This window comes from Mycobacterium appelbergii (assembly GCF_032883035.1).
Classification (GTDB): Bacteria; Actinomycetota; Actinomycetes; order Mycobacteriales; family Mycobacteriaceae; genus Mycobacterium; species Mycobacterium appelbergii.
This window is the reverse complement of the sequence record NZ_JAMQTH010000006.1, coordinates 184,516-210,244: the sequence shown is the minus strand read 5'-3', so window position 1 is coordinate 210,244 and position 25,729 is coordinate 184,516. Positions and strand designations below refer to the sequence as shown.

Here is a 25,729-nt window from a genome sequence, read left to right as displayed (position 1 = left end):
AAAACTCTCAGGTCAATCGACAGAGTGGGGAGGCGCCCGCTTTCCGCGCTACCGATGGCGCCTGAGATCCTCGAGGTTGTTATGTCTCAATCCGGTGACTTGACCGCTGCGCGCGGTGACGCGTCCTCAGGGGATTCAACGCCCCCGCCCACCGAGCAACGGCTCTCCCGCCAGCTCTCCAACCGCCACATCCAGCTCATCGCCATCGGCGGTGCGATCGGCACCGGCCTGTTCATGGGCTCGGGCAAGACGATCTCGCTCGCCGGCCCCTCGGTGATCTTCGTCTACATGATCATCGGCTTCATGTTGTTCTTCGTGATGCGGGCGATGGGCGAACTGCTGCTGTCCAATCTGCATTACAAGTCCTTCGCCGACTTCGCCGCCGATCTGCTCGGCCCGTGGGCGGGCTTCTTCACCGGCTGGACGTACTGGTTCTGCTGGATCGTCACCGGCGTCGCCGACGTGGTGGCGATCTCGGGTTACGTGAGCTACTGGTGGGGCAACCTTCCGCTGTGGATACCGGCCCTGGCCGCGGTCGTGTTGTTGATCGCCTTGAACCTGCCCACCGTCCGCGCCTTCGGCGAGACCGAGTTCTGGTTCGCGCTGATCAAGATCGTCGCGATCGTCGCGCTCATCGTGGTGGGACTCGTGATGGTGTTCAGGCACTTCCACGCCCCCGGTGGCGCGGTCGCGAGCTTCTCGAACCTGTGGAATGACGGTGGCTTCTTCCCCACCGGCCCGATGGGATTCGTCGCCGGCTTCCAGATCGCGACATTCGCGTTCGTGGGTATCGAACTGGTCGGCACCACCGCCGCAGAGGCCAAGGACCCCGAGCGCAACCTGCCAAGGGCGATCAACTCGATCCCGGTGCGGGTGATGTTGTTCTACGTCGCGGCACTGGCGATCATCATCTCGGTGACCCCGTGGCGCGAGATCAGCGCCGACAACAGCCCGTTCGTCGCGATGTTCAGCCTCGCGGGCCTGGGCGTCGCGGCCTCGGTGGTCAACTTCGTCGTGCTGACCTCGGCCGCGTCGTCCGCGAACTCGGGGATCTATTCCACCTCGCGGATGGTGTACGGCCTGGCGCAGGAGGGCGACGCCCCCAGCCGGTTCGGCAGGCTCACCTCGAGACGGGTACCGGCCAATGCCTTGTTCCTGTCCGGTGTGTTCCTGTTGTCGGGCGTGGTCATGGTGATGGTCGGCGACTCGATCATCGAGGCGTTCACGATCGTGACCACCATTTCGTCACTGTGCTTCATGTTCGTCTGGTCGATCATCCTGATCAGCTACCTGACCTACCGGCGGCGCCGGCCGCACCTGCACGAGGCGTCGAAGTTCAAGATGCCCGGTGGGATCGTCATGTGCTACGTGGTGCTGGCCTTCTTCGCGTTCCTGGTCTGGGCATTCACGCAGAAGTCCGACACGCTGCAGGCGCTGCTGGTCACGCCGGTGTGGTTCGTCGTGCTCGGCGTGGCGTGGTCGGTGCTGCGTCGGCGTCCGGGCCACCTCGCCCGCGAGGCCAGTTTCCGTGCGGATCTGGAGGCGACAAAACAGGACTGATCAAAGTCCTTGGCGCTCAACGCTGGACCACCGGCCTCGATAGCGTATGGTGATGTGAACCACAACTGAATATGCCGTTGACACGCAGCGGGAGAATCCTCCGATCCGGAGGCGCCGTAGGAGCAACTTCCTCCCCGGGAATCTCTCAGGCCCAATACCGCAGCGTCGAGGCAACTCTGGAGAACAGTGCAGGCGTTTATCGCAGGCACTTACCGAAGGTGTACGGCGCAACCGCGCCCAGGCTCTCAGGTTTCAGGACAGAGCGGGGAGGTGATCCTGTCGATGTCCGGCGCCGTCCGGACACGAGTGAAACCGGAGCGCCTCGTGACCCTGCCAACCATCTCGCCCCTACTCGAGGAACACCGCGGCCTCGGCGCGACGTTCACGGACTTCGCCGGTTGGCAGATGCCGCTGAAGTACCGCAGCGAGCTGACCGAGCACCACGCCGTCCGCAGCACAGCCGGACTGTTCGATCTCTCCCATATGGGCGAGATCGACATCACCGGACCACAAGCGGGTGCGGCGCTGGACTTCGCGCTGGTCGGTGAGCTCTCCAAGGTCGGGATCGGTCGCGCCAAGTACTCGCTGATGTGCAATCCCGAGGGCGGGGTGATCGACGATCTGGTCATCTACCGCCTCGCAGATGAGCACTTCCTCGTGGTCGCCAACGCGGCCAACGTGCCGGTCGTGGCGCGCGAATTCGCACTGCGGGCCGACGGTTTCGACGCAACCGTCCACGACCGCTCGGCCCAGACCGCGCTGATCGCCGTGCAGGGCCCGGCCGCCCACGCCGTCGTGCAGGCATTGACCCCGGATGCACAGACCGACACCGTGGCCGCGCTCAAGTACTACGCCGTGACGCGGGCCGTGGTCGCCGGCATCGAGGTGCTGCTCGCCCGCACCGGCTATACCGGCGAGGACGGCTTCGAACTGTACGTGGCCGCCGGTGCAGCCGCGCCCCTGTGGCGGGCCCTGGCCGACGGTGTCGCCGCGGTCGACGGCGCGCCGGCCGGGCTAGCCTGCCGCGACACCCTGCGCCTGGAAGCCGGGATGCCCCTGTACGGACAGGAACTCACCGCGGCCACCAATCCCTATGAGGCCGGCCTGGGCAAGGTGGTCCGGCTCACCAAGGACTTCGTGGGTCGCGATGCGCTGCAACAGCTCTCGGAACAACCGGTGCGCCGTGTACTGACCGGGTTGCGGGGTACCGGCCGGCGCGCCGCGCGCGCCGGATATGCACTGCACCACGGCGACGCGGACAACCCCGTCGGGCTCGTGACCTCGGGAGCCCTGTCCCCCACGCTCGGTTATCCGATCGCCCTGGCCTACCTCGACGCAGAGCTGGCAACGCCCGACACCGAGGTGACCGCCGATGTCCGTGGCAGACGCGAACCGTTCGATGTGACCCCGTCCCAGTTCTACCGCCGTTAGCCGAAAGGAATACCGATGCCCGACACCACAATTCCCGACGATCGCAGCTATACCGCTGACCACGAATGGGTGCTCATCTCCCCCGGCGCCCCGCTGCCCGATGCGCCCGTGCGGATCGGTATCACCGCGGTGGCCGCCGAATCCCTCGGCGACCTCGTGTTCGTCGACCTGCCCGAGGTGGATTCCCTGGTCGTCGCGGGTGAATCCTGCGGTGAGGTCGAATCCACGAAGACCGTGTCCGAGCTGTATCCACCGGTCAGTGGCCGGGTCACGGTCGTCAATTCGGCGGCCGTCGAAGATCCGACCCTGGTGACCTCCGATCCCTACGGCGAGGGCTGGCTGTTCGCCGTCCTGCCGACCGATACGGCAGAACTGCTCACCGCGGCCGAATACGCAGACAAGAACGGGGTCTCGGCATGAGCGTCCTCAACCAGAGCCTGGCCGATTTCGACCCGGACGTGGCCGAGGCGATCGGGCATGAACTGCAGCGTCAGCGCGTCGGGCTGGAAATGATCGCCTCGGAGAACCACGCGCCATTGTCGGTGATGCAGGCGCAGGGTTCGGTGTTGACCAACAAATATGCCGAAGGCTATCCCGGCCGCCGCTACTACGGCGGGTGTGAGCACATCGACGTGATCGAGCGGCTCGCCATCGATCGGGTCAAGGCGCTGTTCGGCGCGAAATTCGCCAACGTACAACCGCATTCCGGCGCGCAGGCCAACGCAGCCGTCATGCATGCGCTGATCAAGCCCGGCGACACCATCCTGGGAATGTCGCTGGACTGCGGTGGCCATCTCACCCACGGCATGCGGTTGAACTTCTCCGGCAAGCTGTACGAGGTTGCCGCTTACGGGGTATCCCCGCAGGACCATCTCGTCGACCTGGACGAGGTGGCCAGGGTGGCACGGGAGTGCAAGCCGCAGTTGATCATCGGCGGCTGGTCGGCATACCCGCGCCAGCTCGACTTCGCACGCTTGCGCGAGATCGCCGACGAGGTGGGCGCATACCTGATGGTGGACATGGCTCATTTCGCCGGACTGGTCGCCGCCGGTCTGCATCCGTCACCCGTACCGCACGCGCACGTCGTCACCTCGACAACCCACAAGACCCTCGGCGGCCCCCGCGGCGGCATCATCCTCACCAACGATGCCGACCTCGCCAAGAAGATCAACTCGGCGGTGTTCCCCGGTCAGCAGGGCGGCCCGCTCGAGCACGTGATCGCCGCCAAGGCCGTCGGTTTCAAAATGGCCGCCCAGCCGGCATTCACCGACCGGCAGGAGCGCTGCCTGCGCGGCGCGCGGATTCTGGCCGAACGACTGAGCAGGCCCGACGCCAAGGAGGCCGGGATCACCGTGCTCACCGGTGGTACCGATGTGCACCTGGTGCTGGTGGACCTGCGCGACGCCGCGATCGACGGTCAGCAGGCCGAGAACCGCCTCGACGCCATCGGTATCACGGTCAACCGCAACGCGGTTCCGTTCGATCCCCGGCCACCGATGGTGACGTCCGGTCTGCGCATCGGCACGCCTGCGCTGGCGGCGCGCGGATTCGACGATGACGACTTCGCCGCGGTCGCCGATCTGATCGTGGCCGTCCTCACCGCCGCGCCGGACGCCGATACCGGCCATCTCGCGGCCGCGGTTCGTACGCTGGCCGACAAGTATCCGCTCTACCCGGAGTTGTGATCATGGACGTCTTCTCATGACGATCAGTGTCTTCGAACTGTTCTCCGTCGGCATCGGACCGTCGAGTTCACACACGGTCGGCCCGATGCGCGCGGCAGCGAGGTTCGCGGCCGACCTCGCGGCACGCGACCTGCTCGACGAGGTCACCGGCGTACGCGTCGACCTGTACGGTTCGCTCGCGGCCACCGGCGCCGGTCACGGCACCATGTCCGCGATCCTGCTGGGCCTGGAGGGATTCCAACCCGAGACCATCGAGACCGAGGAGATGGAACGTCGGTTGGAACAGCTACGGGAGACCCGCACCATCATGCTCGGTGGCGCCACACCGATCCCGTTGGCGCAGGACCAGATCGGACTACATCCACAGACCGTGCTGGCCCGCCACCCCAACGGAATGACGGTCGCCGCGAACGCCGCCGACGGCCGGGAACTACACAGGGAAACCTACTTCTCCATCGGCGGCGGCTTCGTGCTCACCGAATCCGAACCGCACCAGAATCGCAGTACCTCGGCCAGCCCCTGGTCGTTCGGTTCAGCGGAAGAGCTTCTCGCGCTGGCTGATCGGCATGATCTGCCGATCAGCGAGGTGATGCTCAACCACGAACTGACCACCCGATCCCCCGAGCAGGTGCGGGAGCAGCTCCTGCACATCCGGGACGTCATGGTCGCCTGCCAGGACCGGGGCATCAGTCGTGACGGTCAACTACCCGGCAACCTGCGGGTGCGCCGGCGCGCGCGGGACTGGTATCAACGCCTCGACGCCGAGGACCCGAACCGCGATCCCGAGTACGCCGAGGACTGGGTGAACCTGGTGGCGCTCGCCGTCAACGAAGAGAACGCCTCGGGCGGACGGATCGTCACCGCGCCGACCAACGGTGCGGCCGGGATCATTCCCGCAGTCCTGCACTACGCGTTGCATTACACCCGTGCGGGCAAAGCGAACCCGGATGACACGGCAGTGAAATTCCTGCTGACCGCCGGGGCGATCGGTTCGCTGTACAAGGAGCGGGCGTCGATCTCGGGTGCCGAGGTGGGCTGCCAGGGCGAAGTCGGGTCGGCTGCGTCGATGGCTGCCGGCGGACTGGCCGAAATCCTCGGCGGCACCACATCACAAGTGGAGAACGCCGCCGAGATCGCGATGGAACACAGTCTCGGCCTGACGTGCGACCCGATCGGCGGACTGGTGCAGATCCCCTGCATCGAACGCAATGCCATCTCCGCCGGCAAGGCCATCAACGCCGCCCGGATGGCGTTGCGCGGCGACGGCACGCACCTGGTGACGCTCGACCAGGTGATCGAAACCATGCGATCGACCGGCATGGACATGAGCGCCAAGTACAAGGAGACCTCCACCGGGGGCCTCGCGGTGAACGTGCCGGTGAACTTTGTCGAGTGCTGACGCTACATTGGGGCGCCATGACGGCATTCGATCCTGACCTGGCCGACCGCGTCCGGGAGTTACTCGGATCCGAGCGTGGTGTCGACGAGCGCCGGATGTTCGGGGGTTTGGCGTTTCTGCTCGACGGCAACATTGCGGTGGCCGCGGCCCGCGCCGGAGGGCTGATGGTGCGGGTGCCGCGCGACGACGCCGCGCAGTTGCTGCACCGTGCCCACGTCGAGCCGATGATCATGGGCGGCCGTGAGATGCGCGGGTGGCTGCGGGTTGCGCCTGACGGGGTCGCCACCACACGTCAGCTCAAGAGCTGGGTCGGCCGTGGCGTCGCGTACGCCAGGAGCCTGCCACCCAAGTGAACGTTTCCCTGCCGCGCCGGTGGGGTACGCGGAAGGTGATGCCAGACCGACACGACGCGATGATCAAGCGACTGTTACGCAGCGCCGGGACCACCTACGCCGAGGAAGCGGGGATCCGGCTGAACGACAAGCCGATGCCGCTGTTCGAACTGCTCGTGCTGTGCATGCTCGCCAGCAAGCCGATCGACGCGGGCATCGCCATGTGCGCCGCGCGTGAACTCTTCCACAGCGGGCTACGCACCCCGCACGCCGTCCTGGACGCCGACCGGAAGTCGATGATCGCGGCGTTCGGCCGGGCACACTATGTCCGCTATGACGAAAGTTCGGCAACCCGATTGTCGGACATGGCCGTGCTGGTGCGTGACCGCTACGGCGGGGACCTGCGCCGGCTCGCCGATGAAGCCGGCCGGGACATTCCGGCCACCAGCCGACTCCTGCAGCAGTTCAAGGGGATCGGTGAAACCGGCGCCGACATCTTCCTGCGTGAGGTCCAGGACATCTGGACCTGGGTGCGCCCCTACTTCGACGATCGTGCCCTCGGTGCCGCGCGTGATCTGGGTCTGCCCGGTGACCCGGCAAAGTTGGGCCGGTTGGCACCGCAGCACAACGCCCAGCTGGCCGCCGCCCTGGTGCGGGCATCGTTGGACACCGACCTGCGCGCCGAACTGACCCGGGATACGGATCACGCCACGGCGTGAGATCGGAGGGTTCTGGCCCGTTCTCGCGACGCCGGACCAGAATGGCCATTAACATCGTGGTGGTCTGGCAACAACGACGGGTGGGCAGGACTACATGTTGACGGCTGTGCGCAAGGTGCTCGCGCTCCAGATGACCATCGCGGAGTGGATCGGCACCGCGATCATCCTTGCGGTCCCCTACCTGATCATCGGTGTCATCTGGTCGGTCACCCATACGGGGCAGCTGGCCGGCATGGGCAGCGTCGACGCCGTGGTGTCATTCCTCGGATCGATCGTGTCGTGGCCGGTGCTGTTGTTCACCAACGTCTGTATGAGCTGAACGGCGCCACCACAATGCCCCTCGGAGACACCACCGCCACCACCCGCATCTCGGTCGGCAGACGCACCGCGCGATGGGACGAGAATCCGGTCACCGTGGCCGACGCGATGGACTTCTGGTCCTTCGCGGCCGGGGCCGCGAACGTCGTCATGCAGTTGTCGCGGCCGGGCGTCGGTTACGGCGTCGTCGAGAGCACCGTGGAGTCGGGCAACCTGCTGAAGCATCCGTGGAAACGGGCCAGGACCACGTTCAGCTACCTCGCCGTGGCCATCCTGGGCACTCCCGAGGATCGGGCTGCGTACCGCAAGGCCGTCGACGGCGCGCACCGGCAGGTGAAATCCGGCCCGGCAAGCCCGGTTTCATACTCCGCGTTCGACCGAGACCTGCAGATGTGGGTGGCGGCCTGCCTTTTCGTCGGATTGGAAGACACGTATCAACTGCTGCGCGGCGCCCTGAACAGCGAACAAGCCGAGCAGTTCTACCGGTCGGCCCGGACTCTGGGCACCACACTGCAGGTCAGTGACGAGCAGTGGCCGCCGACGCGCACGGAGTTCGACACCTACTGGAACGATGCCTGCCGGCAGGTGGTCATCGACGACGTGGTGGGCCGGTACCTCCATGACCTGGTGAACCTGAAGATGGTCAATCCGGTACTGCGGATACCGTTTCGACCGCTGCTGAAGTTTCTGACCGCAGGCTTTCTCGCCCCGGTATTTCGCGACGCACTCGGAATGGGATGGGGCCCCGGCAGGCAGCGGATGTTCGAATGGCTGTTCCTGCTGGTGGCTTTTGCCAACCGATTCCTGCCGGTGTTCATCCGGCAGGCAGGCAGCTACCTGCTGGTGGCCGACGTGCGTCGGCGCGTGCGCGCCGGGCGCGCGCTGATCTGAACGGAGCGCCACCGTGCTACGCCGGATCTTGAGCCACCGGGTCAGCGTCGAAGGCATGATCGAGGCGCTGATGTGGCTGGCGTTGCCCTACCTGGTCATCGGCCTGGCATGGACCTTCTTCCATCCCGACCAGGTTCAGCTGATCGAAACCGAACTGCTCACCAAGGTTCCGGCCGGGGCCAACCTGGTGGCGTTCGGTCAGGTCACGTTGCTGTGGCCGCTGCTGCTCTTGGGCGGGCACATCTGTGTGCCCGGATGAGAATCCATTGGCTAGTGTCGTGGCTCGTGAAGGCTTGCATCGTGAAGGCCAGTGCGGTCCTCGCCGCGGCAGCGGCGGTACTCACCGGATGCGCGTCGGGAACGGTCATCAACACCGACGAGTCGCCGCAGCACAGTCCGACCAGTTCAGCCACACCACCGCCGCCCCCGGTCAACACGGCGAACCTGGTCGATGCGACCGACTACATGGTGCAGGTCGACGGCCGCAACGCCTACTACTTCAGCACGCCCAGCGGGCGTTGGCAGTGTGCGATCCTGCCGCGCGACCGCGCCGGCTGTGAATCGGCGAACGGATTGACCGCAGGCATCGGTATCACGGGCCAACCCGATGTGATGGTCGACGGCGAGGCGACCACACCCAACGCCATCGTGGTGGACCGTGAAAACGACGCCACCTTCGTGGTGTTGCCCCAGTCCCAGTTCGCCACGGACTCGGCCAAGGCCCTGCCGTTCGGCAAAGTGCTTGCGGTCGCAGGCTTCCGGTGCAATGTGCAGGAAGAATCCGGGGTCTCGTGCCTGCGTGAACTGTCCGGGAAAGGTTTCACGTTCTCTGCCGACGGTTACACCCTCCAGTACACCGAGGTCCCTTAGCGAAGGGCCGCCCGATGGGGAAGGCGCATGATCCGGATCGGCACGTCGGGATGGTCCTACGACCACTGGAACGGCGTGCTCTATCCGGCAGGCACCACGGCCTCGGCGCGGTTGGCCCGCTACGTGGAGGCCTTCCACACCGTCGAACTCAACGCCAGCTTCTACCGGTGGCCCACCGACACGACCTTCGCCGGTTGGTGCAAGCGCCTACCCGGCGGGTTCACCATGTCGGTCAAGGCCCACCGTGGATTGACCCACTACCGCCGGCTGCGTTCGCCGGAGCCGTGGATCGAACGGTTCGACCGCTGCTGGAATGTGCTGGGCGACCGCGGCGAAGCCCTGCTGGTGCAACTGCATCCCGGGCTCGAACGCGACGACGACCTGCTCACCCGTTTCCTGTCGCAGATGCCGGCCCGCATCCCGGTGGCGATGGAGTTGCGGCACCGGTCGTGGAACAACCCCGCGGTGTACGCGCTGTTGGAGGAACGCGGCGCGGCCTACGTGGTGATGAGCGGCCCCGGACTGTTGTGCGAGCCCGTGGCCACCAGTGACCTGGTCTACGTCCGGCTGCACGGGCCCGAGCCTGCCAACAGGTATGCCGGCTCCTATACCGATGACCAGTTGCGATGGTGGGCCGGCCAGATCCGGCAATGGGACGACGACGGCCGTCGCGTCGTCGTGTATTTCAACAATGATCTCGGCGGGCACGCCGTGCGTAACGCGCGAAAGCTCAAGGCGCTGCTGGCAGACGAGTAACCTGAGTTGGCATGACAGCCTTCGTGATCATCGGCGCCGGGCTGGCCGGTGCAAAGGCCGCTGAAGCCTTACGGGACAACGACTTCGATGGCGACATTGTGCTGTTCGGAGCCGAAGAGCACCTACCGTACGAGCGGCCTCCACTGTCCAAGGAGTACCTGGCAGGCAAAAAGAAGCTCGAGGATTTCACCGTCGATCCGGCGTCCTGGTATCGCGACAACAATGTCGACCTCAGGTTGAGCACGGAGGTGGTGGGGATCGACCCGGCCGGGCACACCGTCACACTGCCCGACGGCAGCTCGGCGGCCTACGACAAGCTGCTGCTGGCCACCGGCTCCGCATCGCGGCGCCCGCCCATCCCCGGCGGCGATGCCGACGGCGTGCACTATCTGCGGACGATCGACGATGCCGCCGCATTGAGCTCGGCGCTGACCGATGGGTCCTCGCTGGCAGTCATCGGCGCCGGCTGGATCGGACTCGAGGTCACCGCCTCGGCGCGCGGGCGCGGTGTCAACGTCACGGTCGTCGAAACCGCTGACGTGCCGCTCGGCGTACTCGGCCCCGAACTCGGCGAAGTGTTCGCCCGGCTGCACCGCGAACACGGTGTCGACCTGAGGCTCGGCCAGACCGTACGGGAGATCACCACATCCGGGTCGAAAGCGACCGGGCTGTTGCTCGGCGACGGCTCGACCATCGACGCCGACACCGTGCTGGTTGCGGTGGGCGCGGCACCCAACATCACGCTCGCCGAGCGGGCGGGCCTTGACACCGGCGACGGCGGAGTCCTCGTCGACGCGTCGTTGCGCAGCAGCGACCCCGACATCTTCGTCGTCGGCGACATCGCCGCCGCCCAACATCCGCTGTTCGGGACGCGCATCCGTACCGAGCACTGGGCCAACGCACTCAAGCAGCCTGCGATCGCCGTCGCCGGAATGCTCGGCAGCAACGCCGAATACGACGAACTGCCCTACTTCTTCACCGACCAGTACGACCTCGGCATGGAGTACGTCGGCCATGCGCCGGACTATGCACAGGTGGTATTCCGCGGCGACGTGGCAAACCGCGAGTTCGTGGCATTCTGGCTGGCCGCCGACAACCGCGTGCTGGCCGGTATGAACGTCAATGTGTGGGATGTCCTCGACGATGTCAAGGCGTTGATCCGCGACCGCGTGGTCGTGGACCCGCAACGACTTGCCGACCCTCAGCAACCGTTGCGTTCCGGTTAGCCGCCCCGGCAGCCGACCGTCGCGAATGCGGTGCGGTTCAACAAAATTGTCATCACCGTAGACGCCCGCGGTAACGTGCAGGCGGTGGCACCCGGGCCCGGTCCCGGTGGGTGGCGCTGACATGCGAGAGGATGCTGCGGCTCCCGTGGAGCGCCCGACGACGGCAGGAAGGTGACCATCTGTGAGCGTGGCCCCCGAGGAACTGACCGGCACGGAGCAGGCAGTGCTGCTGGTGCTGATGGCCGAATCCCGGCCGGTGCCGAACCCCGAACTGGAACGACTGGGCCCGAAACTGGAGAAGACGGGCCGCGACCGGCTCAACCGGCTGGGCCTGGTCGAGACGACACCGGGCCGTCCGCTGGTCCATGAACTGACAGACTCCGGCTGGGCGTTGTGCCGGGAGCTGTTCGGTGCCGACGCCCCGCCGCGGCCGTCGGGTCAGGGCCGGGCGCTGTACACGCTGTTGAAGGGCCTTCGACGGTATTTCGACGAGGCCGACCTGGTACCCGCCGACATCTTCCTGCCGCAGACCGATACCGTCGCCGATGGTGTCGGGGGTGGTGTCGAGGGTGATGTCGAGGACCAACTGCGGGCTGCCTACACGCGCATCACGGCCAGGCCGGGCGGCTGGGTGAACCTGGTGCAGCTGCGCCAGGCGGTATCGGGCCTGGCCCGCAACGACGTCGACGCCGCGCTGGTGAACCTCTACCAACAGCCCGGTGTCAGTCTCATTCCTGAGGAGAACCAGAAGGTGCTCACCGAAGCAGACCGCGCCGCCGCCGTGGTGATCGGCGACCAGAACAAACACCTGATCGCGATCGAGCGCTGATGCACCTCCAACAACGGGAAGCGCTCAGCGCGCTGCGACTGACCTGGGCGCCGACGGCCGACGACCTGTGGCACTCACAGGGCGCACTGCACGTCGGCGGACTCCACGACCGTGCGATGGGCGATGTGATGGCCGCGTTCGGTGATGCCCAGCGCGACATCGATTCGAGCCCACTGGGAGTGGTGGTGCGCGGTCCGGCCGGATCGGGCAAGACCCACCTGCTCGGGCAGGTCCGCGAGCGGGTGCAAACCGAGGGCGGGTACTTCTTCCTGGTCGAGCTGCTCGACGCGACCGGCTTCTGGCAATCCACCAGGGCGGGCATTCTGGAAAGCCTCGGCAGGCCGGGTGCGGAACGGGACACGCAACTCAAAGACCTGCTGTGGGAACTGTCGTCGGTCGCGCATATTTCGCGGGCGAACCGCCGGGCGGTCATCGGCGACGACGAGCTGACCCCCGAGATCCTCACCGACTTCGTCAACTCACTGCACAAGGCGCGGCGTGAGACCGTGCGACGTACCCACCACACCCTGCGGGCCATGGTGCTGCTGGCCGCGATGGATCTCGAGCTGCAGGACATCGGCGAGGCGTTCCTGACCGCCAACGACGATTTCGGCCGCGGCGAACGCGACGTTTGGGGTCTGCCCGCGCCGACCCTGACGCCCCAGGAGTCGGTCCGCGATATCTCTCGGCTGATCGCGCTGGCCGGGCCCGCGGTGCTGGCACTCGACCAGATCGACACGCTGCTGGCGCAGTCACCGGAACGCACCGACACCGGACCTGACGCGTCGGGCACGGGCAGCCGGGATCTCGAACACGTGGCCCACGGGCTGATGTCGATGCGGCAGACGATGCGCAGGACCGTGCCGGTGGTGGCCTGCCTGCCCGCGGCGTGGGAGTCGATCCAGGAACGCGCCACCGCAACCGTGCAGGACCGCTTCCGCGCCACCGCGCTGCTCCAGGGTCTGCCGACACCCGATGTCGGCCGCGCCATCCTGGAACGTCGATTCACCGGCAGCTACGGGGCCATCGGATTCACCGCGCCGTATCCCAGCTGGCCCATACTGCCGTCCGCATTCGACGAGGCCACCCAGTACACGCCACGGCAACTACTCAAGCGCGCGGACGCCCACGTGCGCCGTTGCCTGGAACGCGACACCGTCGAGGAATTGGCACGGCTGACCGGTGAAACCGTCGAGGTCCATGCACAGGCGGGTGAGGACGGGCCGCGGGGCGACACCGCCGGGCTCGATCAGCGATTCGCCGAATACCGGCGCAGGGCGGTAACCGCGGCGGCACTGGACCCCGATGGTGAGGACACCACGATGCCGGGGCTGCTGTCGGCGGCACTCGAGGCGTGGATCACCGAGCGCGGGGAGGCCGAGCAGTCGTTCCGGCCCGATCCCCCGCCGGGTCAGCGGGTGGTGCTGCACGCCCGGCTGCGCCAGAGCCTGAACGCCGCCACTGATGACGAGCGGCACTGGGCGTTTCGCTCGATCGCATCGGGCAACGCCGTCGCCGTGCAGAACCGTCTCCGGAAGGCGTGGGAGGCAACAGGGTTCAATCCCGACCGACGCAGGCTGTTCCTGCTGCGCAATACGCGCTGGCCCAGCGGCGCGAAAACCGCCTCGATGCTCGCCGAGTTCGAGGCGGCAGGCGGCCGGGTATTGCCGTTGAGCGAGGAGGACGTGCGGACGATGACCGCACTGCGTGACCTCATCGACGACAATCACCCCGATCTCCCCGAGTGGCTTAGGCAACGTCGTCCCGGGCACGGCATCGCACTGCTGCGGGCCGCGCTCGGCGAACTCGCAGGCGACCCACCGCCGCCGGCCGTCACACCCGAGGAGCTGCCGCCGCCTCCGGTCCCCGACCAACCGGCCGTTGTCGTCGAACACTCGCCCACCGCGCTGACGCTGGGCCTGGACTCGATCACCGGGCAACCGGTGTCGGTGGAACTGGCTGCGCTGCGCAAGCACACCGCGATTTTCGCGGGCTCCGGATCGGGCAAAACGGTGCTGATCCGGCGGCTCGTCGAGGAATGCGCGCTACGTGGGGTGTCCTCGATCGTGCTCGATACCAACAATGACCTGTCGCGGTTGGGCAGCCGATGGCCCGAGCCGCCGCCGGGATGGCTGCCAGGCGACAACGACCGCGCCGACGAGTATTTCGGCGACACCGAGGTCGTCGTCTGGACACCGCGCCGCTCGACCGGACGGCCGCTGTCCTTTCAGCCGCTGCCCGACTTCGCCAGCGTGCTCGACGATGACGACGAGTTCTCCGATGCGGTCGAATCGGCTGTCGCCGCGCTGGAGCCGCGGGCGCTGATTTCCGGAAACACCGCCAAGGCCAACCACTCCCGCGCCGTATTGCGTGAAGCGCTGCGCTTCTACGGTGCCCGCGCAGGGGTGACACTCAGTGGCTTCATCGACCTGCTCAGCGACCTGCCCAGCGAGGTGAGCGCGTTGAGCGGCGCACACCGTCTGGCCGCCGAACTCGGGCAGAACCTGCGCGCCGCGGTGGTCAACGACCCGCTGTTCGGCGGTGCCGGGGCAGCGGCGGATCCGGCCGCGCTGCTGACCCCGTCACCGGGCTGCCGCGCCAGGGTTTCGGTGATCAGCATGGTCGGTCTGACCAACGACCAGCAGCGGGAGGGCTTCGTCAATCAGTTGCAGATGGCGTTGTTCGCCTGGATCAAACGCAATCCCGCGGGTGACCGGCCGCTCGGCGGATTGCTCGTGATGGACGAGGCCCAGAATTTCGCGCCGTCCACCCACACCACCGCATGCACGCACAGCACGTTGGCGTTGTCCTCGCAAGCTCGCAAGTACGGGTTGGGCCTGGTGTTCGCCACCCAGGCACCGCGGGGCCTGCACAACCACATACCCGGCAACGCGACCACCCAGTTCTACGGGTTGCTCAACTCCCCCACCCAGATCGCGGTGGCCAGGGAGATGGCCCGGGTGAAGGGCGGGCTGGTGCCCGACATCAGCAAGCTGCGGTCAGGTCAGTTCTATCTGGCCTTGGAGGGCAACGCTTTTCACAAGATCCAGACGCCGTGGTGCCTGTCGCATCATCCGCCGAGCCCACCGACCACCGATGAGGTGCTGGCGCTGGCTCAGCGGGAGCTCGCGACCCGGTACTGACCTGCGGGCCACGACTTCTTCTCCGGCGAGCAGACAGTCCGGTTCCCAAATCCCGGCATTTTTGGGTACCTAACTGTCTGCTCGCCAGGAGAAGTGGGCGGTCAGGGCTGCTTCTGACCCGGAATTCCTTCGTAGGCGATGTCGCCGGTCTTCAGGTTCTGCTCGGTCAGCTCGACCAGACCGTCGAGGAACTTCTGCCGTTCGGTCACCACATGCTGGATCGCGACGTCGACATTGTCCTTGGTGATGGCGGGCATCACGTACACCGGATCGGCCTTGATGTCTTCACCTTTGACCAACGCGTTGGCCACCGCGAGACCTGCGGAGAGCTCCACGGTGCCGTTCTGCAGTGAGGTACCGATGAATTCACCGCTCTTGACGGCGTTGAGCCCGTCCTCGATGCCGTCGATGCCGACGATCGGCACCTCGGTGCGGCCGGCCTCCTTGAGCGCCTGCAAAGCCCCGAGCCCCATATCGTCGTTCTGCGACACCACGCCGTTGACCTGAGGACCGAACGATGAGATCCAGTTCTTCATCTTGTTGACGGCCTCGTCGCGCTTCCAGTTGGCCGTGTCCTTGGCCAGCACCTTGATGTCGGGGTACTTGGCCAGCACCTGGTCGATGCCCTTGCCCCGGTTGATTTCTCCGGATCCGCCCAGCGGGCCCTGCAGGATCACGATGTTGCCCTTGCCGCCGAGGCGGTCGGCCATCATCTGCATTTCCTGGGCACCGGCGGCGACGTCGTCAGGCTGCACATTGCCTGCGAGGTCGGGAGTTTCCAGTGCCGCGTTCACCGCCAGCAGCGGGATGTTCTTGGCCTTGGCCGAGGCCACCTGCGGCCCGAGCGAATCCGCCTGCACCGGAACCACGATGATGGCGTCCACGCCCTGGTTGATCAGCGAGTCCACCTGACTGGCCTGCGTGGACACATCGTTGTTGGCCGAGTTCCACACCAGCTCGATGTTGTTGGCCTTGGCATAGGTGTCCATGCCTTCTTTGCCCTCGGTGATGAAAGAGCTCATGTCGTACACCGTCACACCGATGCGGGTGGAGTCGCTGTTGGCCTGGGTGTCACCGGCGCCGCAGGCCGTCAGCCCGAGGCCGAGCATCCCGGCCGCGGCGGCCGCGCCGAGCTTGATCATTGGTCTCATCTGCTAGTGCTCGCTCTCTTTTTATGGCGAGCAGACGCGGAGGTACCCGGGAATGCGCGTTCCCCGGTACCCACGTGTCTGCTCGCCGGTGGAAGTCTCGGGGATCAGGGCTGCTTCTGACCGGGGATGCCTTCGTAGGCGATGTCACCGGTCTCGAGGTTCTTCTTGGTCAGCTCGGAGAGGCCGTCGAGGAACTTCTGCCGTTCGGTCACCACGTGCTGGATCGCGACGTCGACGTTGTCCTTGGTGATGGCGGGCATCATGTACACGGGCTCGGTGTTGACCTGTTCGCCCTTGGCCAGCGCGTTGGCGACGGCGAGGCCGGCGGACAACTCGACGGTGCCGTTCTGCAGTGAGGTACCGATGAATTCACCGCTCTTGACGGCGTTGAGCCCGTCCTCGATGCCGTCGATGCCGACGATCGGCACGTCGGTCCGGCCGGATTCCTTGAGCGCCTGCAGAGCGCCGAGACCCATATCGTCGTTCTGCGCGACGACGCCGTTGATCTGCGGTCCGAAGCCCGAAATCCAGTTCTTCATCTTGTTGACGGCCTCGTCGCGCTTCCAGTTGGCCGTGTCCTTGGCGAGCACCTTGATGTCGGGGTACTTGGCCAGCGTCTGTTCGATGCCCTTACTGCGATCGAGTTCGCCGGACTGCCCGAGCGGGCCCTGCAGGATCACGATGTTGCCCTTGCCGCCGAGGCGGTCGGCCATCATCTGCATCTCCTGCGCGCCCGCGGCGACATCGTCGGGCTGCACGTTGCCCGCGATGTCCTTGCTGTCCAGCGCGGCATTGACCGGGACCAGCGGAATGTTCTTGGCCTTGGCCGAGGCCACCTGCGGCCCCAGCGAATCCGCCTGCACGGGAACGACGATGATGGCGTCCACGCCCTGGTTGATCATCGAGTCGACCTGGTTGGCCTGCGTGGACACGTCGAGATTGGCCGAGTTCCAGACCAACTCGATGTTGTTGTCCTTGGCGTAGGTGTCCATCCCCTCCTTGCCCGCGGTGATGAACGAACTCATGTCATACACCGAGACCCCGATGCGGGTGGTGTCACTGTTGGCGGCGGTGTCACCCGCGCCGCACGCTGTCATGCCGAACCCGAGCGCGGCCGCCGAGGCGATCACGAACGTCTTTGTTCCCAGTCTCATCTGCCTTCTCTCTCTCACTGATTTGGATTTGTGGATGTTTCGGGCGTCAAGTTCGCCGTCGCGACGACCACACGTCGACCGCGACGGCCGAGACGATCAGCACACCCTTGATGACGTCCTGCCAATAAGCCGGGACGACCAGGATGTCCAACCCGTTGTTGAGGGTCTGAATCATCAACAAACCCAGGGCGGTTCCCCAGATCGTGCCGCGTCCGCCCATCAGGCTGGCGCCGCCGATCACGACCGCCGCGATCGCGTCGAGCTCGTATCCCTGTCCCAGGTTCGGGGGGCCGGAGATGACGCGAGAGGCCAGCATCACGCCCGACAGCCCGGCCAGCAGACCCGAGAAGGCGTACACACTGAACAACACGTTCTTGGCGTTGATGCCTGCGATCTCGGCGGCGTTGCGGTTGCCACCGACCGCGTACACCCGCATACCGTAGGTGGTCCGCTTCATCACCACGGCCAGCGCGATGATGCCGAGGATCATCAGCAGTACCGGGATCTGGAGCCCGAGGATCTTCGTGTTCGCGATCGCGCCGAATTCCGCGGGCAAGCCGTTGATCGGCGCGCCGCCACCGATGACATACGCCAGACCTGAACCCGCCGTCAGCGTGCCCAACGTCGCGATGAACGGTGGAACGTTGATGCGCGACACCAGAAATCCGTTCACGCAGCCGACGGCAAGCCCCACCAGCATCGCGACCAGGACCGTCATCCATACCTGACCGGGATTGGCCTTGGCCGTGGCCGCACCGGCCATGGCCGACACGGCGATGACGCTGCCCACCGACAGGTCGATACCGCCGGTCAGGATGACCAACGTCTGCCCCAGTGCGATCAGGGCGAACGGTGCCGCGGCGACCAGGATGGTGACGAGGTTGTCCGGGGTGGCGAAGCGTGCACTGCGGTAACTGAAGTACGCGATGACCAACAGCATCACCAGCACCATCGCGTAGCGCACCGCGATCCCGGTGAACCATTCCATGGAGAACAACCGCACCGGCTCTCCGGTGATCGCCGAGGTGACAGTCGCGCCGGACGAATCCGGTGCGGTGTCTTCGGAATCGAGTTGGGTCGTCACGATGGGTCCTCCTGGCTTGTCTGGTCCGATTCAGGCTGTGGTTCCAATGCGGTGGCCAGCCGGAACACCGACGCTTGGACCTCGGGATGGTCGAGCGCCTCCCGGTCGAGCTCGCCGACCAGGGCGCCGCCTCGCATGACGAAGGCGCGATGGGACAGGCCCACCACTTCCGGCATGTCCGATGACGCCATCACCACCGCCATTCCCTGCGCGGCGAATTCGGTGATGATGCGGTAGATCTCACTGCGGGCGCCGACGTCGACGCCGCGGGTGGGCTCGTCGAGCAGCAGCACATTGACCTTGCCGGTCAGCCACCGGGCCAACACCACCTTCTGCTGATTGCCGCCCGAGAGGGTGCCCACTTCCTGATTCAGGTTGCGGCTGCGCAACCGCACCGAGGACATCACGTCAGACACCGCCTGTGTGCGGGCCTTGCCCCGCAGCCAGCCGGCCACGCTGAATGCGGACAGCCGGGGCAGGGTGCCGTTGTCGAGCACACTCATGGACAGCACGGCCCCGGAGAGCTTGCGGTCTTCGGGAACCATCGCCATGCCCGCGGTGATCGCAGCGGCAGGCTGATTGCGTTTGACGGTGCGGCCCCGCACCGTGAGGTTACCGGCCGTGGACCGGCGGGCGCCGAAGATCGCCTCCAGCAGTTCGGTACGGCCGGCACCGACCAGCCCTGCCAGACCGACGATCTCGCCCGCCTTGACAGTGAATGACACCGGTCCGGATGCGCCCTCGACCTGTAGTCCGTCGACCTCGAGCACGGTCTCGGTGCCCGGTTCGGGCCGATCGGGGAAAAGCGTGTCGAGTTCCCGGCCGATCATCGCGGTGACGATGTCGTCATCGGATACGCCCGCGATCGGCTCGTCCAGGATCAGCCCGCCGTCGCGCAGGACCACCACCCGGTCCGCGATGGCTCTGATCTCTGCCATCTTGTGGGTGGTGTACACCATCGCAACTCCGTGATCACGGAGTTGCCGCACGATTTTGTACAGCCCCTCGACCTCACGCTCGGAGATCGCCGAGGTGGGTTCGTCGAGCATCACCACCTGCGCGCCGGTGCGTGCGGCCTTGACGATCTCGACGATCTGGCGCAGCCCGACGGGCAGACTGCCCATCCTGGCTGTCGGCGAGATCCCGACGTCGAAGACCGCGAGGGTCTCTCTCGCCTCGGCGATCATCGCACGCCGATTGAGGAACGGTCCGCGTTTGAGTTCCCGTCCCACGAACAGGTTCTCGTAGACGGTCATGTCCTCGATCGAGGCCAGTTCCTGCGGCACGATGGCCACGCCGTGCTTGACGGCGTCGCGGGTGCTGCCGCTCGTGAGGTGAGTGCCCTGTACCGACACCGTGCCGTGATCGGCGACGTACTGACCGGAGACGATCTTCATCAGGGTCGACTTGCCTGCGCCGTTCTCCCCCGCCAGCGCGGTCACGGTGCCCGGCTGGAGATCCAGGGTGATGCCCTTGAGCACCGGGACTCCGCCGAAACTCTTCTGAATGTCGGTGCATTCGAGCAGTGCTGTTGTCGTAGCAGGCGTCATGCCGAACTCCCCAGCGTTACCAGAACCTTCACGTTCTCGGCGTCAGCCGACGCTGCGAAGGCTTCCTGTGATTGATCGAAATCGAATTCGGCGCTGATGATCTCGTCGACCGGGATCACACCGGAGGCCAGCAATTCGACCGCGGCGGTGAAATCCTGACGGACGTACATGAGGTTGCCGATCAGGGCCAGTTCACGGTCCTGGATCAGCCCGAGGGGCACCGGGGTGGCGCCTTCGGCGACTCCGACGATCATCACCGCACCGCCCTTGTCCACCAGCTCGACCGCCTGGGCGACTGAACTCTCCCGCGATACGCAGTCGATCACCACAGCGGCCGGGCCACCGAGCAGCCGCCGCGCGGTCTCGATCGCGTCGGGGGCGGTCGGATCGAATGTCCCTGCCGCACCGAGTCTTTCAGCCCGCAACCGTTTCGATTCGAGCAGGTCGGCGACCACCACACGGGCGCCTGCATGCTTGGCCGCCAACAGCGTGAACAGGCCGATGGGTCCGGCGCCGATCACCACGACCGGCCGTCCCGTCAGGTCACCGACCGCCTCCGCCGCCCGTCTCACGGTGTGCACCGGGGTGGCCAGTGGCTCGATCAGGATGGCATGGCGGTCGTCGAGGTCGTCGTTGAGCGCAACCAACCGGTCGACACCGATGGTGAACGAATCCGCCAAGGCGCCGGGGGTTTGGCATCCGAAGACCAACAGGTCACGGCAGATGTTGTACCGGCCGGCACGGCACTGGGTGCACTCGCCGCAGGCCAGATTGGGCTCGATGGTGACGCGGGCGCCGACCCAGGATTCATCGACGCCCCTGCCGACCGCCTCCACCACACCCACGGCTTCGTGGCCGGGCCGGTACGGCAACTCGATGAAAGGGTGGCGCCCGCATGCGGCGTGCAGATCCGATCCGCAGATCCCCACCACGGTGGTGCGCACCCGCACTTCACCTGCCCCGGGCTCAGGTTGCCGAACCGTCTCGATGTCGACGTCGCGCAGGGAGTTGACGACGACCCTTCTGGTGACCGCTCCGGTTCCTACCATGTTGTGTAACCACCGTCGGCGACCAGCACCGAGCCGGTGATGAACGCGGCCGCATCGCTGGCCAGGAACACCACGCTGGGGGCGATCTCCTCGGGCATGGCATACCGGAGCTGCGGCGTGTCATCGATCCAGTGCCGCTTGAACTCCGGCCGGTCCACTGGTGCCATCTCGGTCTTGACGTATCCCGGGGCGAGCGCGTTGACCCGGATCCCGAGCGGGGCCCATTCGGCGGCAAGGGATTTCGTCAGGTGATGCACCGCTGCCTTGGACGCGTTGTAGGCCGGCTGCATCTGCGGGCGATTGACGATCAGGCCCGATATCGAGCCGATGTTGACGATCGATCCACTGCCCCGCTCACGCATATGGGCGCCCACGGCGAGCGAACACGCCCACAACGCCTTGACGTTCAGGTCGAACACGTCGTCCCACTGCTCGTCGGTGACGGACCAGGATTCGCCGTGATGACAGGTACCGGCGTTGTTCACCAGGATGTCGACGCGTCCGAGCGCCCCGACCGCATCCGCGGTCATCCGGTCCACGTCCTGGGCTTTGGTGATGTCTGCGGTGATCGCGTGCAGATCGAAGCCGGCCGCGGCTCCGTCGGCGACGGCCTTTTCGTTGCGCTCGGCGCTGCGGCCCGCGATGGCCACCCGGGCACCGGCCTCGGCGAGACCGAACGCGAAGGCCTTACCGAGCCCTTGGTTGCCGCCGGTCACCAGTGCGGTACGCCCGGTCAGGTCAAAGGGTGTCATGAGGGATTCACAATCGATTTGAGGCTGGCCGGGTCGGTGTCGCTGTCCAGCGCATCGCCGACGTGTTCGAGGTCGTAGCGTCCGGTGACCAGAGCGTCGAGGTCGACGGCACCGGAGGTCACGAGATGGATTGCCGCAGGCCAGGTGTCGGTGTACCGGAACACGCCGGTGACGGTGATCTCCCAGTTCTGGATGTAGCCGACGGGCAGCGCCACCTCGTCGGCGCCCATGCCGACCAACACCACCTTGCCCGCGGGCCCGACGGCCTTGATCCCGCTGACGACCGCAGGCGCGGCGCCGCTGGCGTCGACGAACGCGTCCACCTTCGGGTCCAGCGCGGCCACGTCGTCGACGGTGGGATCGAGCACCTCGGTGGCGCCGAACTCCAGCACCCGTTCGCGCCGTGCGGCCACCAGGTCGGACACCACGATGCGTGACGCGCCGAACGCACGTGCGGCCTGCGCGCAGATGACGCCGATGGGGCCGGCACCCGCGATCAGAATGGACGATCCGGGGACGATGCCTGCCTTGCGCATCGTGGTGATGGCCACCGACAACGGCTCAAGCAGTGCGGCGGCGTCATCGGACATGGAATCGGGTACGGGGTGGGCCATGTCGTCGTCGATCGTGACGTAACGGCAGAAGGCGCCGTCGATCGGCGGGGTGGCGTAGAACTTCATCTCGGGACACAGGTTGTACCGTCCGGCCTTGCATTGCGCGCACCGACGGCAGGCATGTTGGGGCTCGACCGCGACGCGCTGCCCGACCCGGCCCGGATCGACCCCGTCACCGACGGCGGCGATACGACCGGACAGTTCGTGGCCGAGGATCATCGGATCTTCGACGACGAAGTCGCCGATGCGTCCGTGGCGGTAGTAGTGCACGTCGGAACCGCACACCCCGACCGCTGCGACTTCGACGAGCACCTCGTGCGGTCCGGGTGTCGGCACCGGCCGATCCTCGATGACCAAAGTTCCCACACCGGTCATCACGCTGGCGCGCATGGTGCCGGTTGAATCGGCTGCGACGGCGTTCATCTCATCTCCCTTATCTCTGTGCCTGCGGTTTCGGCGAGCAGCGCCCGACCGACCACCATGGCTTCGACTCCTGCCGTGACACACAGCGGCGCAATGTCTTCGGTGATGCCTCCGTCGACGATCACCGGCAGCCACGTTGCGTACGACGCGGCGATACCCAATCGTGCGGGCCTGCAGTGCCCGCTGGTGCCGGGTTCGATCAGCATCACGAGCGCTCCGTCCGGCGGCGCGTGCCAGTGCGGTTCCTGTCCGCGGCGCCGGTCCGACCACTCCTGCCAGATCGTGATCCACGCGGTGGCGCCCGCGGCCCGGATCTCGGCTGCGCGCCGTGCGGTGAAGGCCGCCCACGGCAGGAACACCCGGGCCGGTTGCAGGTCCAGCAGCGCGGGCAGCACGTCCTCGGTGAACTCGGCCGAACCGATCAGATGCACCTCGAGCCGTGCCGGGCCGACGCGTGCCGAGATGTCCCGGCACTCATCGAGGCTGACTCCGGCGGGCAGTCCTTCACTCTCGGCCATCACATCCACGTGCACGCCGAGGCCGGCCTCGACGAGTTCGGCGGCGAACTCGCCACGCCGCTGCGGCGGAGCCGCGTAGACGGATCCGGCGACCAGTCCCGGATAGTCGGTGTGCCATCGCGCGATCACGACGGGCTCGCCGCGTCGAGTAGTGGTGAGCCGGCCACCGCGTGCCATCGGGCGCGAAGGGCGGCAAGGTCACGGCCGGTGCGCCGCGGCGATACCCGCGTCACTACGGGCGGTCGCCAACGCTTGGCCACGTCCATGAGCCCGGCGACGTCCATCTCCCCCGCCACCGCGGCGGCCTGGACGCAGGCGCCGCGCGCGGTCGCCTCGTCGGCGTCGAGCACGCTCACCTCGTCGCCGAGCAGGTCGGCCAGCAGTTGCAGTGTCGCGGCGGACCGTGTCCCACCGCCGGCCGCGACCGCACCGCCGCTGACATCGATTCCGCAGGCACGCAGGTTGTCTCGCGCATTCAGCAGCGACAGCAGCGGTCCTTCGACGAACGCGCGGGCCAACTCCTCGCGGGTGGTGTGCGAGGTGAGGTCCACGAATGCGCCGCGGGCCGCAGGCCGGTCGGGCTTACGCTCACCGTCCAGGAACGGCACCAGTACGGGGCCCGGTCCGTCACCGGCGGCCAGCGCGAGGCCGGCCAGCCCGGCGAGGTCGGTGCCGAGCAGGCGGGCCGCAACCTCGCCGACCCGAGCCGCGTTGAGCGTACTGACCAGCGGCAGATACCCGCCGGTGAGATCGGCTACCCCGTCCACCATGCCGCTCGGATCGAAAACTGCTGTGCGGCAGGAAGTCGCGACGACACCGGAGGTGCCGATGCCGATGTACTGGTCGCCATCGTCGAGGCCGAGCCCGAGATAGGCGGCATGCTGGTCGCCGCCGCCGGGTCCGACGATGACCTCTGCGCCGTCGGCGTCAAGACCGAGAGCGTCGGCCGCCACCGGTCGGACCGTCCCGGCAGGCCGGCACGGGGCCAGCACCGTGGGCAACATCGAGGACCAGTCCCGTCGGCCGCCGGCCAGATCGAGATACTCGGTGATCCACTGCCCGGTTTCGGTGTTGAAGTATCCGGTGCCGGAGGCTTCGGAGCGGTCGGTCACCCGCGCCCCGGTCAGCCAGTACGTGAGGTAGTCGTGTGGCAGCAGAATCGACGCGGTCCAATCGAGTACCTGCGGTTCGTGTTCCGCCGTCCAGGCGAGTTTGGCGATCGTGAACGCCGCGGTGGGCATCGAACCGATGCTGCGAATCCACTGCTGCGCACCGATGCGGTCGACCAGCGCCGCCAGATTGGGTGTACCCGTGGTGTCGTTCCACAACTTGGCTGCCCGCAACGGATTTCCGTGCTCGTCCAGCAGTACCAGGCCGTGGCATTGCGCGGCGACCGAGATCGCCTTGATGACCGGAGGCTGGGCACAGCGGGCCAAGGCGGTGCGGGTGGCCGAGGCGAAGGCGGCGACCCATTCCAGCGGGTGCTGTTCGCTGCAGGGCGGGAATGCGGGCGGATGTGCGGCGGAACCGGATCCCAGGAGCCGCCCGCCGTCCAGTTCACGCACTTCGACTTTGCACGACTGCGTGGACGAATCCACCCCGAGGACTGCGAATTCGGTCATGTGCGCACCACCGGTGTATCGCCGGCCGTCTGTCCGCGGGCGCCGACCGCGCCTGCGGGATGGCTGTCCACCACGTCGCGCATGGTGTGCCCGCGCAGTGCCATCGCCACCACGGCCAGCGCATCGCCCCAGGCGCCCACCGCCAGGGTGCTGGCCATGGCGATCAGGTCACCCGGGTCGGCCCCGGCCGCGGTCGGCGGCAGCGCGACCACCCTGCCCGCGGCCGTGGCGAACGGCGATTCGGGACTCTCGGTGACCGCCACCACCGAGACCCCCCGGTCGGCCAACCGCTCGGCCAACCGGGTGAGCTCGGTGGACTGCCCGGTCTTGGAAATGGCCAGCACCAGATCGTTTTCGGTGATTGCGCCCATGCCACCGTGCAGGGCGTCCATCGAGGGCAGGTAGACCGCCGGGGTGCCGCACACCGACAGCAGATGGGCCAGCCGTTCGGCCATGATTCCCGAGGTGCCCGAGCCCGTGGTGATGACTTTGCCGGTGATCGCGAGCAGGTTGCGGGCCACTGCGACCAGATCCGACTCCACGTGGCCCGTGAGCTCGGCAACTGCAGCGGATTCCCGGGACAACACCGCGCCGGCCAGCGTTGCCAGGTCGGCGTCCTCAGTCCGCATGCGGGTTCATCCTCCTGATTGCTT

Annotated in this window: 25 protein-coding genes and 1 riboswitch; of the genes, 15 read left to right on the top strand and 10 right to left on the bottom strand. The window is 66.7% G+C overall.

Features of this window, described 5'->3' with window-relative positions:
* Positions 1 to 81: 81 nt before the first annotated feature.
* The 15 genes from cycA to M1247_RS15350 all read left to right on the top strand — a co-directional run bounded on the left by cycA (position 82) and on the right by M1247_RS15350 (position 15,159).
* Entirely contained in the window at positions 82 to 1,560 is a 1,479-nt protein-coding gene (gene cycA, locus M1247_RS15420) for a D-serine/D-alanine/glycine transporter (protein WP_317157220.1), read from the top strand.
* A gap of 78 nt (positions 1,561 to 1,638) precedes the next feature.
* Positions 1,639 to 1,730: riboswitch (glycine riboswitch) on the top strand.
* A gap of 154 nt (positions 1,731 to 1,884) precedes the next feature.
* Entirely contained in the window at positions 1,885 to 2,991 is a 1,107-nt protein-coding gene (gene gcvT / locus M1247_RS15415) for a glycine cleavage system aminomethyltransferase GcvT (RefSeq protein WP_317157219.1), read from the top strand.
* Between the two features lie 15 nt (positions 2,992 to 3,006).
* The gene (locus M1247_RS15410; protein WP_317157218.1) at positions 3,007 to 3,411 is read left to right on the top strand and encodes a glycine cleavage system protein H; all 405 of its coding nucleotides are present in this window, start codon (positions 3,007 to 3,009) and stop codon (positions 3,409 to 3,411) included.
* Entirely contained in the window at positions 3,408 to 4,676 is a 1,269-nt protein-coding gene (gene glyA, locus M1247_RS15405; protein ID WP_317157217.1) for a serine hydroxymethyltransferase, read from the top strand. Before M1247_RS15410 ends, glyA begins: the two co-directional genes overlap by 4 nt.
* A 16-nt stretch (positions 4,677 to 4,692) precedes the next feature.
* Positions 4,693 to 6,075, top strand: coding sequence for an L-serine ammonia-lyase (locus tag M1247_RS15400; protein ID WP_317157216.1), 1,383 nt, complete (start codon positions 4,693 to 4,695; stop codon positions 6,073 to 6,075).
* Positions 6,076 to 6,092: 17 nt separating this feature from the next.
* Complete coding sequence (locus tag M1247_RS15395) at positions 6,093 to 6,428, top strand: TfoX/Sxy family protein (RefSeq protein WP_317157215.1); 336 nt, start codon at positions 6,093 to 6,095, stop codon at positions 6,426 to 6,428.
* 38 nt (positions 6,429 to 6,466) lie between these two features.
* The gene (locus tag M1247_RS15390; protein ID WP_317157214.1) at positions 6,467 to 7,126 is read left to right on the top strand and encodes an endonuclease; all 660 of its coding nucleotides are present in this window, start codon (positions 6,467 to 6,469) and stop codon (positions 7,124 to 7,126) included.
* A gap of 94 nt (positions 7,127 to 7,220) precedes the next feature.
* Positions 7,221 to 7,445, top strand: coding sequence for a hypothetical protein (locus M1247_RS15385; protein ID WP_317157213.1), 225 nt, complete (start codon positions 7,221 to 7,223; stop codon positions 7,443 to 7,445).
* Positions 7,446 to 7,459: 14 nt separating this feature from the next.
* Positions 7,460 to 8,335 carry an oxygenase MpaB family protein gene (locus tag M1247_RS15380; RefSeq protein ID WP_317157212.1) on the top strand — a complete coding sequence of 292 codons (876 nt, stop codon included), beginning with the start codon at positions 7,460 to 7,462 and terminating at the stop codon, positions 8,333 to 8,335.
* Between the two features lie 13 nt (positions 8,336 to 8,348).
* Positions 8,349 to 8,594: a hypothetical protein gene (locus M1247_RS15375; RefSeq protein WP_410506874.1), complete on the top strand. Its 246-nt coding sequence runs from the start codon at positions 8,349 to 8,351 to the stop codon at positions 8,592 to 8,594.
* 26 nt (positions 8,595 to 8,620) lie between these two features.
* Positions 8,621 to 9,205, top strand: a complete 585-nt coding sequence (locus tag M1247_RS15370) for a hypothetical protein (RefSeq protein ID WP_317157211.1) — start codon at positions 8,621 to 8,623, stop codon at positions 9,203 to 9,205.
* Positions 9,206 to 9,232: 27 nt separating this feature from the next.
* Positions 9,233 to 9,961 (top strand): DUF72 domain-containing protein, encoded by a 729-nt coding sequence (locus tag M1247_RS15365; RefSeq protein WP_317157210.1) that lies wholly within the window; start codon positions 9,233 to 9,235, stop codon positions 9,959 to 9,961.
* 11 nt (positions 9,962 to 9,972) lie between these two features.
* On the top strand, positions 9,973 to 11,187 hold the full coding sequence (locus M1247_RS15360) for an NAD(P)/FAD-dependent oxidoreductase (RefSeq protein ID WP_317157209.1): 1,215 nt from the start codon (positions 9,973 to 9,975) through the stop codon (positions 11,185 to 11,187).
* Between the two features lie 181 nt (positions 11,188 to 11,368).
* The gene (locus tag M1247_RS15355; protein WP_317157208.1) at positions 11,369 to 12,016 is read left to right on the top strand and encodes a hypothetical protein; all 648 of its coding nucleotides are present in this window, start codon (positions 11,369 to 11,371) and stop codon (positions 12,014 to 12,016) included.
* Positions 12,016 to 15,159, top strand: a complete 3,144-nt coding sequence (locus M1247_RS15350; protein WP_317157207.1) for a helicase HerA domain-containing protein — start codon at positions 12,016 to 12,018, stop codon at positions 15,157 to 15,159. The genes M1247_RS15355 and M1247_RS15350 overlap by 1 nt, the downstream gene beginning before the upstream one ends.
* 101 nt (positions 15,160 to 15,260) lie before the next feature.
* Here M1247_RS15350 and xypA read toward each other — a convergent pair whose 3' ends face one another.
* The 10 genes from xypA to M1247_RS15300 all read right to left on the bottom strand — a co-directional run bounded on the left by xypA (position 15,261) and on the right by M1247_RS15300 (position 25,705).
* On the bottom strand, positions 15,261 to 16,310 hold the full coding sequence (gene xypA, locus M1247_RS15345; protein WP_317157206.1) for a sugar ABC transporter xylitol/L-sorbitol-binding protein XypA: 1,050 nt from the start codon (positions 16,308 to 16,310) through the stop codon (positions 15,261 to 15,263).
* Positions 16,311 to 16,414: 104 nt separating this feature from the next.
* On the bottom strand, positions 16,415 to 17,464 hold the full coding sequence (thpA, locus tag M1247_RS15340; protein ID WP_317157205.1) for a sugar ABC transporter xylitol/D-threitol-binding protein ThpA: 1,050 nt from the start codon (positions 17,462 to 17,464) through the stop codon (positions 16,415 to 16,417).
* A gap of 46 nt (positions 17,465 to 17,510) precedes the next feature.
* A complete protein-coding gene (locus tag M1247_RS15335) occupies positions 17,511 to 18,452 on the bottom strand; it encodes an ABC transporter permease (protein WP_410506885.1) in 942 nt (313 codons plus the stop codon).
* Between the two features lie 92 nt (positions 18,453 to 18,544).
* On the bottom strand, positions 18,545 to 20,098 hold the full coding sequence (locus M1247_RS15330) for a sugar ABC transporter ATP-binding protein (protein ID WP_317157203.1): 1,554 nt from the start codon (positions 20,096 to 20,098) through the stop codon (positions 18,545 to 18,547).
* Positions 20,095 to 21,147 carry a zinc-dependent alcohol dehydrogenase gene (locus M1247_RS15325; protein WP_317157202.1) on the bottom strand — a complete coding sequence of 351 codons (1,053 nt, stop codon included), beginning with the start codon at positions 21,145 to 21,147 and terminating at the stop codon, positions 20,095 to 20,097. The genes M1247_RS15330 and M1247_RS15325 overlap by 4 nt, the downstream gene beginning before the upstream one ends.
* Complete coding sequence (locus tag M1247_RS15320; protein ID WP_317157201.1) at positions 21,141 to 21,899, bottom strand: SDR family NAD(P)-dependent oxidoreductase; 759 nt, start codon at positions 21,897 to 21,899, stop codon at positions 21,141 to 21,143. Before M1247_RS15320 ends, M1247_RS15325 begins: the two co-directional genes overlap by 7 nt.
* A complete protein-coding gene (locus M1247_RS15315) occupies positions 21,896 to 22,936 on the bottom strand; it encodes an NAD(P)-dependent alcohol dehydrogenase (RefSeq protein ID WP_317157200.1) in 1,041 nt (346 codons plus the stop codon). The genes M1247_RS15320 and M1247_RS15315 overlap by 4 nt, the downstream gene beginning before the upstream one ends.
* Positions 22,933 to 23,583: a beta/alpha barrel domain-containing protein gene (locus M1247_RS15310; RefSeq protein WP_317157199.1), complete on the bottom strand. Its 651-nt coding sequence runs from the start codon at positions 23,581 to 23,583 to the stop codon at positions 22,933 to 22,935. Before M1247_RS15310 ends, M1247_RS15315 begins: the two co-directional genes overlap by 4 nt.
* Positions 23,580 to 25,076 carry an FGGY family carbohydrate kinase gene (locus M1247_RS15305; protein ID WP_317157198.1) on the bottom strand — a complete coding sequence of 499 codons (1,497 nt, stop codon included), beginning with the start codon at positions 25,074 to 25,076 and terminating at the stop codon, positions 23,580 to 23,582. The genes M1247_RS15310 and M1247_RS15305 overlap by 4 nt, the downstream gene beginning before the upstream one ends.
* A complete protein-coding gene (locus M1247_RS15300) occupies positions 25,073 to 25,705 on the bottom strand; it encodes an SIS domain-containing protein (protein WP_317157197.1) in 633 nt (210 codons plus the stop codon). Before M1247_RS15300 ends, M1247_RS15305 begins: the two co-directional genes overlap by 4 nt.
* Between the last annotated feature and the right edge of the window lie 24 nt (positions 25,706 to 25,729).